General features: G+C 62.6%; 19 protein-coding genes and 1 tRNA gene. 13 read left to right on the top strand and 7 right to left on the bottom strand.

From position 1 onward, the window contains the following. Positions 1–430: 430 nt before the first annotated feature. A complete protein-coding gene (locus YUO_RS0121215) occupies positions 431–1123 on the bottom strand; it encodes a TetR/AcrR family transcriptional regulator (RefSeq protein WP_028349083.1) in 693 nt (230 codons plus the stop codon). Positions 1124–1328: 205 nt separating this feature from the next. Between YUO_RS0121215 and YUO_RS0121210 the strand changes: the two genes are divergently transcribed. The 3 genes from YUO_RS0121210 to YUO_RS0121200 all read left to right on the top strand — a co-directional run bounded on the left by YUO_RS0121210 (position 1329) and on the right by YUO_RS0121200 (position 4813). After that, positions 1329–2561 carry an acyl-CoA dehydrogenase family protein gene (locus tag YUO_RS0121210; RefSeq protein WP_028349082.1) on the top strand — a complete coding sequence of 411 codons (1233 nt, stop codon included), beginning with the start codon at positions 1329–1331 and terminating at the stop codon, positions 2559–2561. Between the two features lie 142 nt (positions 2562–2703). Continuing rightward, positions 2704–3762 carry a phosphotransferase family protein gene (locus tag YUO_RS0121205; RefSeq protein WP_028349081.1) on the top strand — a complete coding sequence of 353 codons (1059 nt, stop codon included), beginning with the start codon at positions 2704–2706 and terminating at the stop codon, positions 3760–3762. Positions 3763–3901: 139 nt separating this feature from the next. Next, on the top strand, positions 3902–4813 hold the full coding sequence (locus tag YUO_RS0121200; RefSeq protein ID WP_028349080.1) for a DMT family transporter: 912 nt from the start codon (positions 3902–3904) through the stop codon (positions 4811–4813). 17 nt (positions 4814–4830) lie between these two features. Here YUO_RS0121200 and YUO_RS0121195 read toward each other — a convergent pair whose 3' ends face one another. After that, entirely contained in the window at positions 4831–5616 is a 786-nt protein-coding gene (locus YUO_RS0121195; protein ID WP_028349079.1) for an SDR family NAD(P)-dependent oxidoreductase, read from the bottom strand. A gap of 139 nt (positions 5617–5755) precedes the next feature. Between YUO_RS0121195 and YUO_RS0121190 the strand changes: the two genes are divergently transcribed. After that, on the top strand, positions 5756–6466 hold the full coding sequence (locus YUO_RS0121190; protein WP_028349078.1) for a histidine phosphatase family protein: 711 nt from the start codon (positions 5756–5758) through the stop codon (positions 6464–6466). A gap of 88 nt (positions 6467–6554) precedes the next feature. Then, the gene (locus YUO_RS0121185; RefSeq protein WP_028349077.1) at positions 6555–7322 is read left to right on the top strand and encodes an SDR family NAD(P)-dependent oxidoreductase; all 768 of its coding nucleotides are present in this window, start codon (positions 6555–6557) and stop codon (positions 7320–7322) included. A 138-nt stretch (positions 7323–7460) separates the two neighbouring features. On the opposite strand, the gene YUO_RS0121180 is transcribed toward YUO_RS0121185, so the two are convergent. Further along, entirely contained in the window at positions 7461–8684 is a 1224-nt protein-coding gene (locus YUO_RS0121180; protein WP_028349076.1) for a serine hydrolase domain-containing protein, read from the bottom strand. A 148-nt stretch (positions 8685–8832) separates the two neighbouring features. Here YUO_RS0121180 and YUO_RS0121175 point away from each other — a divergent pair. After that, positions 8833–8908, top strand: a tRNA-Trp gene (locus tag YUO_RS0121175). Positions 8909–8991: 83 nt separating this feature from the next. Here YUO_RS0121175 and YUO_RS0121170 read toward each other — a convergent pair. Further along, complete coding sequence (locus YUO_RS0121170) at positions 8992–9177, bottom strand: hypothetical protein (RefSeq protein ID WP_051379556.1); 186 nt, start codon at positions 9175–9177, stop codon at positions 8992–8994. Positions 9178–9534: 357 nt separating this feature from the next. On the opposite strand from YUO_RS0121170, the gene secE reads away from it, so the two are divergent. The 5 genes from secE (at position 9535) to YUO_RS0121145 (ending at position 12606) form a co-directional block, all read left to right on the top strand. Continuing rightward, positions 9535–9726: a preprotein translocase subunit SecE gene (secE, locus tag YUO_RS0121165; protein WP_028349074.1), complete on the top strand. Its 192-nt coding sequence runs from the start codon at positions 9535–9537 to the stop codon at positions 9724–9726. A 20-nt stretch (positions 9727–9746) separates the two neighbouring features. Further along, positions 9747–10277: a transcription termination/antitermination protein NusG gene (nusG, locus tag YUO_RS0121160; RefSeq protein ID WP_028349073.1), complete on the top strand. Its 531-nt coding sequence runs from the start codon at positions 9747–9749 to the stop codon at positions 10275–10277. Between the two features lie 130 nt (positions 10278–10407). Further along, the gene (gene rplK, locus YUO_RS0121155; RefSeq protein WP_028349072.1) at positions 10408–10836 is read left to right on the top strand and encodes a 50S ribosomal protein L11; all 429 of its coding nucleotides are present in this window, start codon (positions 10408–10410) and stop codon (positions 10834–10836) included. A gap of 6 nt (positions 10837–10842) precedes the next feature. Next, the gene (rplA, locus tag YUO_RS0121150) at positions 10843–11535 is read left to right on the top strand and encodes a 50S ribosomal protein L1 (protein ID WP_028349071.1); all 693 of its coding nucleotides are present in this window, start codon (positions 10843–10845) and stop codon (positions 11533–11535) included. 117 nt (positions 11536–11652) lie between these two features. Further along, positions 11653–12606: a 2-hydroxyacid dehydrogenase gene (locus YUO_RS0121145; protein WP_028349070.1), complete on the top strand. Its 954-nt coding sequence runs from the start codon at positions 11653–11655 to the stop codon at positions 12604–12606. A 5-nt stretch (positions 12607–12611) separates the two neighbouring features. On the opposite strand, the gene sigJ is transcribed toward YUO_RS0121145, so the two are convergent. Genes sigJ through YUO_RS41300 form a run of 3 tightly spaced genes read right to left on the bottom strand, consistent with a single transcriptional unit; the run spans position 12612 to position 14392 of the window. Beyond that, positions 12612–13499 (bottom strand): RNA polymerase sigma factor SigJ, encoded by an 888-nt coding sequence (sigJ, locus tag YUO_RS0121140; RefSeq protein ID WP_156908706.1) that lies wholly within the window; start codon positions 13497–13499, stop codon positions 12612–12614. Further along, a complete protein-coding gene (locus YUO_RS0121135; protein ID WP_028349068.1) occupies positions 13477–14022 on the bottom strand; it encodes a carboxymuconolactone decarboxylase family protein in 546 nt (181 codons plus the stop codon). The genes sigJ and YUO_RS0121135 overlap by 23 nt, the downstream gene beginning before the upstream one ends. Beyond that, positions 14015–14392, bottom strand: a complete 378-nt coding sequence (locus YUO_RS41300) for a hypothetical protein (protein ID WP_035727211.1) — start codon at positions 14390–14392, stop codon at positions 14015–14017. Before YUO_RS41300 ends, YUO_RS0121135 begins: the two co-directional genes overlap by 8 nt. Before the next feature lie 633 nt (positions 14393–15025). On the opposite strand from YUO_RS41300, the gene rplJ reads away from it, so the two are divergent. Further along, positions 15026–15544, top strand: coding sequence for a 50S ribosomal protein L10 (gene rplJ, locus YUO_RS0121125; RefSeq protein WP_028349067.1), 519 nt, complete (start codon positions 15026–15028; stop codon positions 15542–15544). A gap of 54 nt (positions 15545–15598) precedes the next feature. After that, on the top strand, positions 15599–15976 hold the full coding sequence (gene rplL, locus YUO_RS0121120; protein WP_016847588.1) for a 50S ribosomal protein L7/L12: 378 nt from the start codon (positions 15599–15601) through the stop codon (positions 15974–15976). Positions 15977–16307: the final 331 nt, after the last annotated feature.

Raw genomic sequence — 16307 nt, 5'->3', positions numbered from 1 at the left:
TGGCGCTAAGCCCTTAAGAAGCGAAGCTTCTCAGGGGCGACGGAGGCAAAAGAGCCGTTCTCCGGGGAGAGCACGAAGTAAGCCGTAAAGCCATTGCGCAGGGAAGGCCGGGATGCTCCCGCTGTACCTGTATGCTCGTGTGCGTGTTCTTCTGCGCACTTTGCACACGAGACCGCGGGTGCGGCGCGCACCCGGTCTTCCCTGCGCCCTCTAATTTCAGAGGAGGGCGAACGAAGATGCAAACCTCGGACGGATTACGCCGCGAGAATGCGAAACTGTATCCACCGTCATTGCGAGCGCAGCGAAGCAATCCATGTCCCGGCACATAGAAAGAATGGATTGCTTCGCTGCGCTCGCAATGACGCGGAGAGAGCCGCGTGACTCCCTTGGTTCATCCGGGTTGCAAGAATTCTGCCCGTTGCCGACCGGTTCACAAATCCTGCCGGGTCAGCCTGCCATGCAGCGCCGCCGGACGGACGGACGTTTTCTTCGCCGGCGTCTGGCCAGCCGTCAGCGCCATCACCGAGACCGAAACCACGCGGTCAACGATGGCATCGACGTCGTTGAGGTCGCATTGTCCTTCCGACAATCTGGACAGCCGTTCTTTTTCCCTGATGGTGTGATGGGACATTGCCAGCGCGAAATGCAGTCCCCAATAGAGCTCGGCATCGTCGCGGCCGGGCAGCGAGCGGCGCATCGCGGCGATGAATTTCCGCAGATGATCGACCTCGCGGTTCTTGATGCGGCGGATCGGCGGCACCGATTCAATCGAGGCGCGGATCATGAAGCGCGCCGCGGTCGAGCCTTCGCGGTCGGGCCCGAGGCAGCCGCGCAGGGGAGGGCCGACCAGCGCGTAGAAGATGGCGTCAATCGGCGCGCGGCCACCGCCTTTTTCCTCCGCAAGCTTCAACTCGTTGAGCCGCTCGCGGTTGGTGGCGAGGCTGCGGGTGACGAACAGTTCCGCGATCAACTCGTCCTTGGAACCGAAATGATAATTCACCGCGGCGAGATTGACGTTGGCTTCCGCGACGATGTCGCGCAGCGTCACGTCGCCGAAGCCGCGATCAGCGTAAAGCTTTTCCGCGGCGGCAAGGATGGCAGACCGGGTCCGATCGCTCGACATATCTGGCCCCCGTTTGGGGAGTTGCAATTCAAACAGTTGTATGAAACTATCGTTTGAAGGGCCGGAAATGTCAACAACGTTTGCGAACGTGTCGCATCTCCGGCCAACCGGACTGTCAGGTTCGCAAAACGGCTTGCCGGCCGTGAGTGGCGGGCAGACAGTGCGGCCAAACGCGATTTAGAAGCCGAGAGCCGAGGAGCGTCCCATGAATTTCGATATGTCAGACAAGCAAAAGGAATGGCTGAACCGCGTCCGCGCGTTCATGAACACGCATGTCCGTCCCGCGGTGCCGGTTTACAAGCAGCAGGACGCGCGGGGTGAGCGCTGGAAGGTGATTCCGATCCTGGAAGATCTGAAGAAGAAGGCGCGGGCTGAAGGCCTCTGGAACATGTTCATGCCGCCGTCCTCGCACGAGGACGATGAATTCCGTGGCGCAGGATTGACCAATCTGGAATACGCGCCGCTCTCCGAGGAGATGGGCCGCATCAGTTGGGCCTCCGAAGTCTTCAATTGCTCCGCGCCCGATACCGGCAACATGGAAGTGTTCATGCGCTATGCCACCAAGGAGCAGAAGCGCAAATGGCTGCGTCCCCTGATGGACGGCGAAATCCGCTCCGCCTTCCTGATGACCGAGCCTGCGGTGGCATCCTCGGACGCCACCAACATCGAAACCCGGATCGAGAAGGATGGCGATCATTATGTCGTCAACGGCCGCAAATGGTGGTCGTCGGGCGTCGGCGATCCCCGCTGCAAAGTTGCGATCCTGATGGGCAAGACCGATCCGAACGCGGCGCGTCACCAGCAGCAGTCGCAGATTATCGTTCCGCTCGACACGCCCGGCATCAAAGTGGAAAAAATGCTGCCGGTGTTCGGCTTCGACGACGCGCCGCACGGCCACGCCCAGGTGCTACTGGAGAACGTCCGTGTTCCCAAGGAGAACATCCTGCTCGGCGAGGGCAGGGGCTTTGAGATCGCGCAGGGCCGTCTCGGTCCGGGCCGTATCCATCACTGCATGCGCACCATCGGCAAGGCCGAGGAGGCGCTGGAGAAGATGGTGCGCCGGCTGTCGTCGCGCACCGCGTTCGGCAAGAAGATCATCGAGCATTCGGTCTGGGAGCAGCGCATCGCGGAAGCCCGCATCGACATCGAGATGAACCGCTTGCTGTGCCTCAAGGCTGCCGACATGATGGACAAGGTCGGCAACAAGACCGCGCAACTCGAGATCGCCATGATCAAGGTGGCGGCGCCGAACATGGCGTTGAAGATCATCGACAACGCGATCCAGGCGTTTGGCGGCGGCGGCGTCTCCGATGACGCCGGACTGGCGGTGGACTACGCGCATGTGCGCACGCTGCGGCTGGCGGACGGTCCGGACGAGGTGCATAACCGCGCCATTGCCAGACTTGAACTTCGGAAGTATGCAAACGCTACGAACTAACTAAAAAGTGGGAGCGAACGCAGCGCTCTCTCAGCCGTCATTCCGGGGCGCGCGAAGCGCGAACCCGGAATCTCGAGGTTCCGGGTCTGGTCCTTCGGACCATCCCGGAACGACGGATAAGAAAACTTAGGGGAGCGTCATCGTGGCGGACGGCGTCAGGAAAGACGAAGAGTTCTCGGGCACCAAGGAAGTCGAGGAGCGCCATCGCATCAACGAGGCGAGCCTCGATGGCTGGATGCGCGAGCATGTCGAGGGCTACCAGGGGCCGCTAAAGGTCCTGCAGTTCAAGGGCGGCCAGTCCAACCCGACCTACAAGCTCGAAACGCCGGCCCGATCCTACGTGATGCGCCGAAAACCGTTCGGCAAATTACTGCCGTCGGCGCATGCGGTCGACCGCGAGTTCCGCGTCATTGCAGCGCTCGGCAAGCAGGGCTTTCCGGTGGCAAAAGCCTACGCGCTGTGTACCGATGATGCCGTGATCGGAGCCGCCTTCTACATCATGTCAATGGAAGACGGCCGGGTGTTTTGGGACCCGACGCTGCCAAGCCAGACGCCGGACAACCGACGCAAAATCTTCACCAGCAAGATCGAGACGCTGGCGAACCTCCACGTCTTCAATCCGGAAGCGATCGGGCTTGGTGATTTCGGCAAGCCGGGCAATTATTTCGCGCGCCAGATCGACCGCTGGACCAAGCAGTATCGCGCCTCGGAAACCCAGCACATTCCGGAATTCGAAAAGGTGGCCGAATGGCTGCCGCGAACTGTACCTGAACAGAAGCGCGTCTCGATCGTCCACGGCGACTACCGCCTCGACAACATGATTTTCCACGCGACGGAACCGCGGGTGCAGGCGGTGCTGGATTGGGAGTTGTCGACGCTCGGCGATCCCATGGCCGACTTCACCTATCTGTTGATGCAGTGGACCATGCCGGGCTTGGAAAAAGCCGATCTCAAGGCGCTGAATATTCCGAGCCTGGAGGAGGCCGCGCAGATCTACTGCGACGTCACCGGCATGGAAGTGCCCGATCTCAACTGGTACTTCGCCTACAACATGTTCCGCCTCGCCGGCATCACGCAGGGTATCGCCGGCCGGATCCGCGACGGCACCGCGGCCAACGCCAAGGCGCTGGAGTCGGCGGCGCGCACCGTGCCGCTGTCGAAGTCCTCCTGGGAATACGCTCAGAAGGCCGGCGCGACGTAATCCTACTGCGTCATAGCTATTCAAAAACCCTCATCCTGAGGAGCCCGCGAGAAGCGGGCGTCTCGAAGGATGTAGGCCACAGATGGGGCCTCATGGTTCGAGACGCGCGTTCCGCGCTCCTCACCATGAGGGAATCCAGTTGGCACTCACACCGAATATCCGCGGCAGCCTGCTCATGGCGGTATCCATGGCGGCGTTCACGATGAACGACTCCATCACCAAGGCGGTGTCGTCGGAAATGAACTTCGGCCAGGTGATGCTGGTGCGCGGGCTGTTCGCGATTCTGCTGGTCGCGGTGTTCGCGTACTATCAGGGCGCGCTGCGTCCGCTGCGCACGCTGATGCTTAAGCCGGTGGCGCTCAGGGTGTTAGGCGAGATCGGCGGCACGATCTCGTTCATGGCGGCGCTCGTGCATCTGCCGCTCGCCAACACCTCGGCGATCTTCCAGGCGCTGCCGCTTGCGATCACGCTCGGCGCCGCTGTCATCTTCGGCGAGCCGGTCGGCTGGCGGCGCTGGTCGGCGATCGTCGCAGGCTTCGTCGGCGTGCTCATCATCGTGCGGCCGGGGTTTGCCGGCTTCAGCGAGTACTCGCTGTTCGCGCTGGTGTCGGTGGCGTTCTGCGCGCTGCGCGACCTCGCAACGCGGAAAATCCCGGCGAAGATTCCCTCGCTGTTCATTACCTTGTTGACAACCGTGACCGTCACGGCGGCCGGCGGGGCCATCCTCGTTCCGCTCGGCGGCTGGACGCCGCCATCCGCGAGCGCCCTTGGCTTGCAGGCGCTGGCCGCAGTGCTGCTCCTGATCGGCTATCAATGCATCATCTCGGCGCTGCGCTCGGGCGACATCTCGGCGGTGGCGCCGTTCCGCTACTCCGCGCTGCTGTGGGCGATGCTGGTCGGCTATCTGGCGTTCGGCGACGTGCCCGACGCAATGATGGTGCTGGGCGCCTCGATCATCGTGTTGTCAGGCCTCTACGCCTTCTACCGCGAGCGCATCCGCCACCGCGCGCTGGCGGCGGAGTCATCGGGCCTGCCGCCGGATGGGTTGTGAGCATGACGCAACGGAAATCAGATCGGCTTGCCCGTATACGGCATCGACGCGGTGAGGCCGCCGTCGACCGGGATCGCCTGGCCGTTGACGTAGGACGCCTCGTCGCTGGCAAGGAACAGGCCCATCGCCGCGAGTTCGTGTGGCTGACCGGCGCGCTTCAAGGGGTTGAGCTGGCCGATCTTGTCGGAGGTGCCGCGCTCCTTGGCGCGGTCGAATACGGGCTTGGTCATGCCGGTCTCGATCAGGCCGGGGCAGATCGCGTTGATCCGCACGCCGGTGCCGGACAGCGAGTAGGCGGTGGTCTGCACCAGGCTGATGACGCCGGCCTTGCTCGCGCCATAGGGATGACCGCTGGCGCCGGCCTTAAGCCCTGCAACGGAGGCGGTGCAGACGATCGAGCCGGACTGCTGCCGGATCATGTGCGGCATCGAATGCTTGATCGCGAGAAATGGCCCGATCAGATTGATGCGCAAAACTTCCTGCCAGTGTTCGACGGTCTGCTCGGCGAGCGGCACCAGCCCGCCGCTGACGCCGGCGTTGGCCCAGATCGCATCGAGCCGGCCGTATTTCGAAACCGCCTTGTCGATGAAGGCCTTCACATCGGCTTCCGAACCGGCATCGGCCATGACAGCCTCGACGGTGCCGCCGGCATCGCTGACAAGCTTGGCGGTCTCCTTCACGCCCTCAGCGCGGTCGACGATGACGAGCTTCGCGCCCTCCCTAGAGAACAGCAGCGACGCCGCGCGCCCAATCCCGCTGCCAGCGCCTGTGATGACGACGGATTTGCCTTCGAGGCGGCCCATGAGCTTCTCCCTTACGGTGTTATGCGCGCCGGCGTCTGCCGCCTCGCGGAATTCAAACAAGATTTCAAACGTCAGAGTGCTTGAGGCGATGCGTGCTCTGACGTACAGCGACAGCGAACAGTATTGAAGGGTATTGGCGATGTCCAATGCAGACAAACCGCGACTGGTTGTCACGCGCTGGTGGTGGGTACGCCACGCGCCGGTTCGCGAAGATAACGGCTGCATTTACGGGCAGGAGGATCTCGGCTGCGACTGCAGCGATCGCATCGTGTTCGAGGCGGTCGGAAAAATCCTGCCGCGCAACGCAGTCTGGTATGCGAGCAATCTGAAGCGCACGCATCAGACCGCACATGCGATCTGGGAAGCCGGCTTTCCCAAGCCGATGGAGATGCCGCACGTGCACGAGTTCGCCGAGCAGCATCTCGGCGAGTGGCAGGGCATGAACCGCGCGGCGTTCCTCGCAAGCCGGCCGATCGGCAGCCATTGGTTTGGTGCCGTCGACGAGCCTGCGCCCGGCGGCGAGAGTTTCCTGGACCTCTACAATCGCGTCTGCGCCGCAATCGAGCGCATCAATCTCGAACAAGCGGGTAAGGACGTGATCGTTGCGGCGCATGGCGGCACGATCAGGGCCGCCGTCGCCCTTGCGCTCGGCGGCCTGCCCGAAAAAGGCCTGGTCTTCGACATCGATAATTGCTCGGTGACGCGGCTCGACCATCTCGCGAGCGAAGGCCACAGCGGCTGGCGGCTGCAGATGATCAACCAGCAGCCGTGGATCGCGGATGCCTCGCACAACGCGATGCATCAGCCAGCCGGGCCGGAGATCGAGCCGCCGTCGACCAAACTCGCGTGAGCCTCAGATTGTCGAAGACCGCAAAGGCTGCTTAGTTCGAATTCAAGACGAAACCGGCATCGCGCTGGATCAACATCGGGAGAGAGACATGAGCTTGTTCGATATGACCGGGAAAGTCGCCGTCATCACCGGCTCGACGCGCGGCATCGGCCGCGCCATCGCCGAGCGGATGGCCGAGCACGGCGCGAAGGTCGTGATCTCCTCGCGCAAGCAGGATGTCTGCGACCAGGTCACCAAGGAAATCAACGACAAGTTCGGCAAGGGGACGGCGGTCGCGATCGCCGCGAACATTTCCAGCAAGGAAAACCTGCAAAACCTCGTCGACGAGTCCAATCGCGCCTTCGGCAAGATCGACGTGCTGGTCTGCAACGCTGCGTCCAATCCCTATTACGGCCCGCTCGGCGGCATCTCCGACGAACAGTTCCGCAAGATCCTGGACAACAACATCGTCGCCAACAACTGGCTGATCAACATGGTGGTGCCGCAGATGATCGAGCGCAAGGACGGCTCGATCATCATCGTCTCCTCGATTGGCGGGTTGAAGGGTTCGACCGTGCTCGGCGCCTACGCGATCTCGAAGGCTGCCGACATGCAGCTCGCGCGCAATCTCGCTTGCGAATACGGTAAGCACAATATCCGCGTGAATTGCATCGCGCCCGGCCTGATCAAGACCGATTTTGCGAAAGCGCTGTGGGACAATCCGGAGACGCTGAAGGCTTCCACCGCGCGCTCGCCGCTCTTGCGCATCGGCGTGCCGGACGAGATCGCGGGCGCTGCGGTGCTGATGGGATCGAAGGCCGGCGACTTCATGACCGGGCAGACCATCGTGATCGACGGCGGTGCTACGATCAGTTGAGGTTGGCTCGTGTCCGGGACGCGGTGCAGCGCCAGCGCTGCTCCGCCGAGCCGGGACCCATGCGAACCGCGGCGAAAGTGTAGGCCCCGGCTCAGCAACGCATCACGTCGTGCTGCGTCGCGTCCGGGGCACGAGAAATCACTCTACCGCCGCGTAGACCAGATCCCGCAGCAAGTTGCGGATGTATTCGCGTTGGCCGGGGCCCTGCATCATGAACACCGTGAACAGATCTTCCGCGGGATCGATGAAGAAGAACGTGCCGGCCATGCCGCTCCAGAAGAACTGGCCGAGCGATCCCGGGAATGGCGCGATGCCTCTGTGAGTGCGGACCGCGAAGCCGAGGCCAAAACCATGACCGGGCGGCATCAGCGGCGAAGAGACCTTCACGCCTGGGGCGAGATGATCCGATGCCATCAGCTCCAGCGTCTTGCGGCCGATGATCCTGTTGCCGTCGAGCGCGCCGCCGTTGAGCAGCATCTGGCAGAACCGCGCATAGTCCATAGTGGTCGAGACCAGCCCGCCGCCGCCGGATTCCATTGCGGGCTTCTCCAGCATATTGAAGAGCTGCACCTTGTCGCCGTTCCACGGATCGTTCGCGAACGGTTCGGCGAGGCGGCCGGCGTTGGCTTCTGAGGTATGGAAAGCGGTCTCGGCCATCTGCAGCGGCGCCAGGATGCGTTCCGTCAGTAACGCGCCGAGCGATTTGCCGGAGACCACTTCGATGATGCGGCCCAAGACGTCGGTCGAGCGGCTGTAGTTCCATTCCGCGCCGGGCTGGCAGATCAGCGGCATGCCGGCGATTATGGTGGCGTGCTCGGCGTTGGTGATCTTGCGGCTGCGCAGCCGCGACTGCTGATAGAGCTGCTGGACGAGGCCGTTACCGGTATGGTCGTAGGTCAGGCCGGACGTATGCCGCAGCAGGTCCTGAACCGTCATCTGCCGCTTCGCCGGCACCAGCTCGAGCTTGCCGTTGCTCTCGACGCCGACCTTCTGGTCGGCAAACTCCGGAATGAATTTGGCGACGGGATCGCCAAGGATGAAGTGGCCGTCCTCGACCAGCATCATGATGCCGACCGAGACGATCGGCTTGGTCATCGAGAAGATACGGAAGATGCTGTCATGCGCCATCGGCGCGCTGGCGGCCGGGCTCTGGCGGCCGATCGCATCGAACCAGCCGATCTGGCCGCGCCGGGCCACCATCACGATGGCGCCGGGCAGGGTTCCCTTGTCCACCTCGCGCTTGAAAGCGTCCGACATCCGCTGCAGGCGGACGCTCGAGAGGCCGATGGTTTCCGGCTTGGCCTGCGGGAGCGAAGGGGTCTGGGGGGCGGAAGTCTGCCGGGCGGCGGTCTGCGCGTTCATGGTCTCTCCCGTTGCGCTTGTTGTTATGGTGACCAAGTCTGGCGCAGAAGGCGTGCTTTGGATAGGGCGGTAGGCTGCTTCGCCCTTGCAATCGGGGCATGCCCTATGCTTGAAACGGCACGAACCGACGCATGCGGCGGTTCCCTGCAGGAGTGTAGCTCAATTGGTAGAGCACCGGTCTCCAAAACCGGGGGTCGCAGGTTCGAGCCCTGCCACTCCTGCCAGCTAAATCAAATACTTACGCTGATTTTCGGCCGGCGATCCTTCGCGGATCGATCCGCGGTGATTTCCTGGCGCTGTCTGGCAACTAGCCGAAGAACGCGGAGAGGACCACCATGTCCGAGGTGGCCGGCGTGTCGCCACGCAGGTCGGCATCGATCACCCGCCGGCAGGCATCGACCGTAACGATGTCGCCGAGGTCATGTGCCGCGTCGAGAATGGTCCACGCGGTTTCGCTCGAAGGTCTTTCGTGGTCTTGGCCCAACAGTGCCATGGTCGTCTCGCTCCCCAGTGGAGCAAACAGGATATCTAGGAGCTTTTAAAATCAGGATGGCGGCCTTGGGTGCATTTGAGCCGACCCGGTATCGGCGGGTTAACCAATGGCTCCGCCCCGTTCACCCAGCCGACAGGGGCCGCGGCACCCCGTACCTTGACCTTTTGCCCGGGCGGCAGTAGATACCCGCCACCTGCTGCCGGCCCGTTGAGATGCGGATATCCGGCGCGGCTTTGAATTCCCCCGAACAATCGAGCCCGCTTGGCGGCTCATCCTTCGAGAGAGGGCTGGGCACTAGAGGGCTGTTCGAATTCGCTTTAAATCGCAATCGTCTCACGAAGGACGCGGTAACCAACGATGGCTTTCAGCCCGTTCAAATTCCTGCAGGAAGTGCGCTCGGAAACCGCCAAGGTCACCTGGCCGACGCGCCGCGAGACAACGATCACCACGATCATGGTTTTCGTGATGGTTGCATTGGCTTCGATCTTTTTCTTCCTGTCGGATCTGATCATCCGCTACGTCGTCACCTTCCTGCTGGGCGTCCAATGATGAGCACCGGAACCCTTACGATGGACAAGCGCTGGTATATCGTTCACGCCTACTCGAACTTCGAGAAGAAGGTGGCGGAATCGATCCGCGAGCAGGCGAAGCAGCGCGGCCTCGAGGAACTGTTCGACCAGGTGCTGGTGCCGACCGAAAAGGTCACCGAGGTGCGCCGCGGCCGCAAGATCGACGCCGAGCGCAAATTCTTCCCGGGCTACGTGCTGGTGAAGATGAAACTGACCGACGAGGCGTTCCATCTCATCAAGAACACGCCGAAGGTGACGGGCTTCCTCGGCGCCGAAAACAAGCCGATGCCGATCTCCGAATCCGAGGCGATGCACATCCTGCAGCAGGTGCAGGAAGGTGTTGAGCGGCCGAAGGCCACGGTGTCGTTTGAAATCGGCGAGAACGTCCGCGTGGCCGATGGTCCGTTCGCGTCGTTCTCCGGCGTGGTCGAGGAAATTGACGAGGCGCGTTCGCGCGTGAAGGTCGCGGTGTCGATCTTCGGCCGCGCCACGCCGGTCGAACTGGAATTCGGTCAGGTCGAGAAGGTCTGATCGGAGCGGCGCGAAGCTTGTCTTCGCGTCAATTAAGGCCGTGGGAGGAAGAGGGCGGTCGCCAACCGCGCTTCAACCGAACCACGGACCCTGAAACCGCCGGCCCCGGTCGGCACAACAGGAGTGATACATGGCAAAGAAAGTGACCGGATACCTGAAGCTTCAGGTCCCGGCCGGTGCGGCCAATCCGTCGCCCCCGATCGGTCCCGCGCTTGGTCAGCGCGGCCTCAACATCATGGAATTCTGTAAGGCGTTCAACGCGCAGACGCAGAAGGAAGAAAAGAACACCCCGATCCCGGTGATCATCACCATCTATGCGGACCGTTCCTTCACCTTCGAGATGAAGACGCCGCCGATGTCCTACTTCCTCAAGCAAGCTGCCAAGATCCAGTCCGGCTCGAAAGCTCCGGGCCGCGACAAGGCGGGCCAGGTGACACGCGCGCAGGTGCGCGAGATCGCCGAGAAGAAGATGAAGGATCTCAATTGCGACTCAGTCGAATCGGCCATGAAGATGGTTGAGGGCTCCGCCCGTTCGATGGGTCTGGAAGTTGCGGGGTAACGGACCATGGCAATCGGAAAACGTTTGAAGAAGGTCCGTGAGGGCATCGACCGCGAGAAGCTCTATCCGCTCGCGGATGCCATCAAGATGGTCAAGGAACGCGCCACGTCGAAGTTCGACGAGACGATCGAGATCGCGATCAATCTCGGCGTCGACCCGCGCCACGCCGACCAGATGGTTCGTGGCGTCGTCAACCTGCCGAACGGCACCGGCCGCACGCTGCGCGTCGGTGTGTTCGCCCGTGGCGCCAAAGCGGACGAAGCCAAGGCTGCCGGTGCTGACGTCGTCGGCGCCGAAGACCTAGTCGAGAAGGTCCAGGCCGGCACGATCGACTTCGACCGTTGTATCGCAACTCCCGACATGATGCCGCTGGTTGGCCGCCTCGGTAAGGTGCTCGGCCCGCGCGGCATGATGCCGAACCCGAAGATCGGCACCGTGACGATGGACGTCACGTCAGCCGTGAAGGGCGCCAAGGGCGGCTCGGTCGAATTCCGCGTCGAGAAGGCCGGCATCGTGCAGGCCGGTGTCGGCAAGGCGTCGTTCTCCGAGGAAAAGCTGGTGCAGAACGTGAAAGCGCTTGCGGACGCGGTGGCGAAGGCAAAGCCGGCCGGCGCCAAGGGCACCTACATCCAGCGCGTGGCGGTCTCCTCCACCATGGGCCCGGGCGTCAAGGTCGAGCCGGGCACGCTGCTCGGCTAGTTCGTGGCGGTTTAAGTGAATTGCAAGGGCGGAATCGGGCGACCGATTCCGCCCTTTGCGTTTGATGTCGCTTTTGCCTAATCGTCGGCCCGTCGGACTTGGCAAGAAGGAAGAACAATGCCCGAGAAAGTCCTGATCTATTCGCGTTTTCCGAAAGCCCAGATGGAGCGCTTTGGCGAACGCTTCGAGTTGTTGAATGCCGCAGGCAAAGCGCCCAACGCGGTATTCTCAGCCGATCAGCTCGCCGACATCAGAGCGCTGATCACGGCAGGCGGCACGCCGCTGCGCGGTGACGCGATGGACATGATGCCGAAACTGGGCGCCATCATCTGCTACGGCACCGGCTATGACGGCGTCGATCTGGCAGCGGCGGCGAAGCGCAATATTGCTGTCGGTCACAGCCCCGGCGCCAATGCGGCGTCAGTCGCGGATATCGCTCTTACGCTGATGCTGGCGGCCACGCGGCGGCTGCTCGCGGCCGATGACTATGTGCGGGGCGGCAGTTGGGCGGCCGCAAAGCCTTCGCCGATGATGCGACCGCAGGCGGGCATGCTTGGCCGAAAAATCGGCGTCTACGGCATGGGCGAAATCGGCCGCAGGATTGCGGCGCGGGTTGCCGCGTTCGAGACTGAGGTCGGCTATTTCAGCCGCCGGCAGCACGATGTGCCGTATCGGTATTTTCCGAGCCTGGATGCGCTGGCCGAATGGTGCAGTGTCCTGATGATCGCGGTGCGGGCGGGCGCCGATACCCATCACGTTGTTGATGCCCATATTCTGCGCAAGCTCGGCAAGGATGGTTACGTCGTCAATATTTCGCGCGGCTCGGTGATCGACCAGCCTGCGCTGATTGCGGCGCTGACCGATCAGACCATCGCCGGCGCCGGCCTCGACGTCTACGCGAAGGAGCCGCATGCGCCGGACGCCCTGACGGCGCTGCCCAACGTCGTGCTCTCTCCGCATATCGGCGGCCATACGCTGGAGTCGCATGTGGCGATGCAGGATTGCGTGCTGGCCAATCTCGACGCGTTCTTCGTCGGCAAGCCGCTGCCGTACAAGGTGCCGCTCGGCTGACGGGCTCAGTGTGTCCCGGCAGGCGGGATGTGGCGCAGCTTGTCGGGATTGCGGACGACGTAGATCGCGGCGATTCTTTCGCCATCGATCGCCATGCTCAAAGTGAGGTCGAGTTCGCCATCGAGATAGAGTAGCGCGCCAATGGCGCCGTTGATGACAGCCGGCTCGATACGGACGTCCTGGCCGGCGGTTTTGCCGGCAATGCCGACGAAGAAGCGGGCGACCTTGTCTTTCCCAACAATCGGATTGCGCGCCGCGAATTTGCGGCCGCCGCCATCGGTGATCGCAACCGCGTCCTCGCGCAGCAATTGCGCCAGCCGACTGACGTCGCCGCTGGCGACCGCTTCGCTGAAAGCGCGCAGGAGACGCGCGTGATCGTCCGGCGCGGCCGCGGGTAGCGGGCGGTTGTCGCGCACCGCTCGGCGGGCGCGCGAGGCAAGTTGACGGCAGGCGGCCTCGCTATGGTCGAGCATCGCGGCGATTTCGGAAAACGGCGTGTCGAACACATCGTGCAGCAGGAAGGCCGCGCGCTCCATCGGAGAAAGCCGGTCCAACGCCAGCAACAAGGCAAACGATAGATCGTCGGCCAGTTCGGTGGCGGCTTCCGCCGACAGGCTTTCCGCGTCGCACACGGGCTCCGGAAGCCATGGCCCGATATAGATCTCCCGCTGCGCCTTCGCGCTCTTCAGGCGATCGAGACAAAGCCGGGTCACGATGGTGACGAGAAACGCTTCCGCGTTGCGGACATCCCGTGCGCTGGCAAAGCGGAGATAGGCGTCCTGCACGACGTCTTCGGCGTCGCTGCGGCTGCCGAGCATGCGATAGGCGAGCCCGAGCAGGCGCCCGCGATGGGGCGCCAGCGGGTCGCCGTCATGCAGCCTGTTTGACGACATCGACATTGTGCCCGTTCACCGAGACGCGGCGGCACTCCTTGGCATAGCCGAGCCCGGCTTTCACCATCGGGAACATGCGGCCAAGCTGGAGCGCCATCGTCAGGTCTATCACGCCTTTCGGGCCCCATTGGGCGCGGACGGCGTCGCGAAACTCATCGTCATTGGCGGAGCGGCGCACCACGGCGTCGGCAAACCGGAACCCGAGCATGGTCGCATCATTCATCGCGCGCGGATCGCGGCGAAGAACCGCCTCGATCTGGTCCTTGGCCATGCCCGCCTCCAGCGCCATGTCGACGACCAATTGCGTGCAGGGGCCGCAATCCTCCGCCAGCGCGCCGACGATTTTGGCAGCGAAGCTGGCATCGGTCGGGACCGCCTCAAGGTGCGCGGCCGCCTTCATGATGGGCGCGAACTTGAAAAAGGCGGCAGGCGATTCGTTCAGCATCATTTCGAGATAGCTGACGTCGTAACCATAGCGTTTGGCGAATGCGCGCAAACCACGGCGGGCGATCCAACTACGCATATTGTTCTCCTTTGTTGGGAAAGGCGGAATAGAGGGCGAGTGCGGAGGGCAGGACCACGGCAAGAAGATCGAACGCGGCGTTGTGGGAGTGCCCGGTAACGATCAGCACCAGGTGGATCAGACCGTGCGCGGCGAGGAAGCCGGCGCCCGCCACGGCCGCCGGCCAATAGCGCGGGCGCCATGCCCGCGCGGCCAACGCCAGACCGGCCACGAGAAACGCGGCACCGATGTCCTGAACAAAATGTGGATTGAACGGGCCGGTGTCCGGCACCCCGGGCACGGTTTGGTACCAGAGCGGTCCGGCCACGAGCATGGCCAGCCCGTTCAGAACCGCGGGTATCGCAAGAATGGCTGCCAACTGACGCCGCATGAGAAGCTCCTGCGGCCAAGACGAGGCGGGCGTCGCCGGTGTGACGGAACCGTCAAAGAAATTTCGAGATTCGGAACGAAAATTGTTGTCCGGCCGGTCTCCGTGAACTGGTGTGAATTTTGCTCTTGGCAAGCCGGGCAAGACTCGTTAAACAACGGCTTCCAGGCGTGCTGGCCGTAGCTGCTGGCACGTCTGTGCGCGCATTCCGAAAACCCGTTACGGTAGGAGATCATTCCTTTCAGGACATCCGCATGGATTGCTCGAAAGGAACGAAAACTCATCGTTTCGTGGAATGCGGCAGGGGTCCTTCGGCTTGCCGAATGGCCCCGATCCTGTCCGAGACTGCAGGCGCCCGCGAAGAAACGCAAGTTCCTCAACGGCTTAATCTTATAGCCTGCATAGACGGGTGAAGACCGGATTTCGCTTTAGCGTCGCCTTGGGCGGCGCCATCGCTGATTTGGTTCGAACCTCGACACCCCGCGCCATCTGGTTCGGGAGGGCAGGCTTTTCAAATGTCGTCTGCCCGGCGTGTCCTTGAGACTGGTGTCTAGAGGTCAGGTTTTGGGCGAGACGATGGGTGCAACCCGGCGGTCTCGCTCGTAAGCGAAGGCCGCCAACCGGAGAGAGCTTGCTGTGGAAAGAGCGGCAAAAAAGGACGCGGTTGAGGCGCTGAACGAGGTCTTCAAGACCACGAGCGTTGCAGTCGTCGCCCATTATTCCGGCCTCACCGTGGCCCAGATGCAGAAGCTGCGTACGCAGATGAAGCATGCGGGCGCGTCGGTGAAGGTCTCGAAGAACCGTCTCGCCAAAATTGCTCTTGAAGGCACGGACGTCGTTGCCATTGGCTCCCTTTTGAAGGGGCCGACCGTGATCGCGACTTCAAACGATCCGGTAGCGGCGCCGAAGGTTGCCATGGAGTTCGCCAAGACGAACGAGCGGTTCGTCATTCTCGGCGGCTCGATGGGTAAAACCGTCCTGGATGTGAACGGCGTGAGGGCACTTGCCTCGCTGCCGTCGCTGGACGAACTGCGCGGCAAGCTTGTCGGCCTCCTAGTGGCGCCGGCAACCAAGATCGCCCAGCTCTCCACCGCGCCCGCGGCCAAGCTCGCGCGCGTCATTCAGGCCCATGCCTCAAAGGGCGAAGCGGCCTGACCCTTCGCTAATCTCAAACCTGGTTCGAAACCAAACGTTTAAGGAAATAGATCAATGGCTGACTTGCAGAAAATCGTCGATGACCTCTCGAGCCTGACCGTGCTCGAAGCGGCCGAACTCGCCAAGCTCCTCGAAGAAAAGTGGGGCGTTTCCGCCGCTGCCGCCGTTGCGGTTGCCGGCCCGGCCGCTGGTGGCGCCGCTGCCGCTCCGGCTGAAGAGAAGACCGACTTCACCGTCGTTCTCGCCGCTGCTGGCGACAAGAAGATTGAGGTCATCAAGGAAGTCCGCGCCATCACCGGCCTCGGCCTCAAGGAAGCCAAGGACCTCGTCGAAGGCGCTCCGAAGCCGCTGAAGGAAGGCGTGAACAAGGAAGAAGCCGACAAGATCAAGGCCCAGCTCGAAAAGGCTGGCGCGAAGGTCGAGCTGAAGTAAGCGTACTACACAGAAAAGTGTGGGGATTCGTGGGGTTAGCCCCTCGAATCTCCACTATTCCGCCCCATATCGTGGCGGCAGCAGGAAAAGACGGTAGGCGGCGGGGAACGGCAGGGTTCCCGGCGTAACCCGTTGGGAGACAGTCAGATTTCGGGCTTTTTCAGTCCGTGAAACCACCAGTTATGACGGGCGGGTGCAGTCATGCGCCCGCGCGTCGTTTTGCGTTTTGAAGGTCTAAAGTGCGGGTTCAGGATTTAATTCCTGAAAGTGGGCTTTGTTCCTTTTGAGCGATTCGACAATTCAACCCGGGGGCGATGGCAGTCGCGCTTCG

The sequence above is a fragment of the Bradyrhizobium murdochi genome (assembly GCF_000472965.1).
Taxonomy (GTDB): domain Bacteria; phylum Pseudomonadota; class Alphaproteobacteria; order Rhizobiales; family Xanthobacteraceae; genus Bradyrhizobium; species Bradyrhizobium murdochi.
The sequence above is the reverse complement of the archived record's forward strand: the minus strand, read 5'-3'. Positions and strand labels throughout refer to the sequence as shown.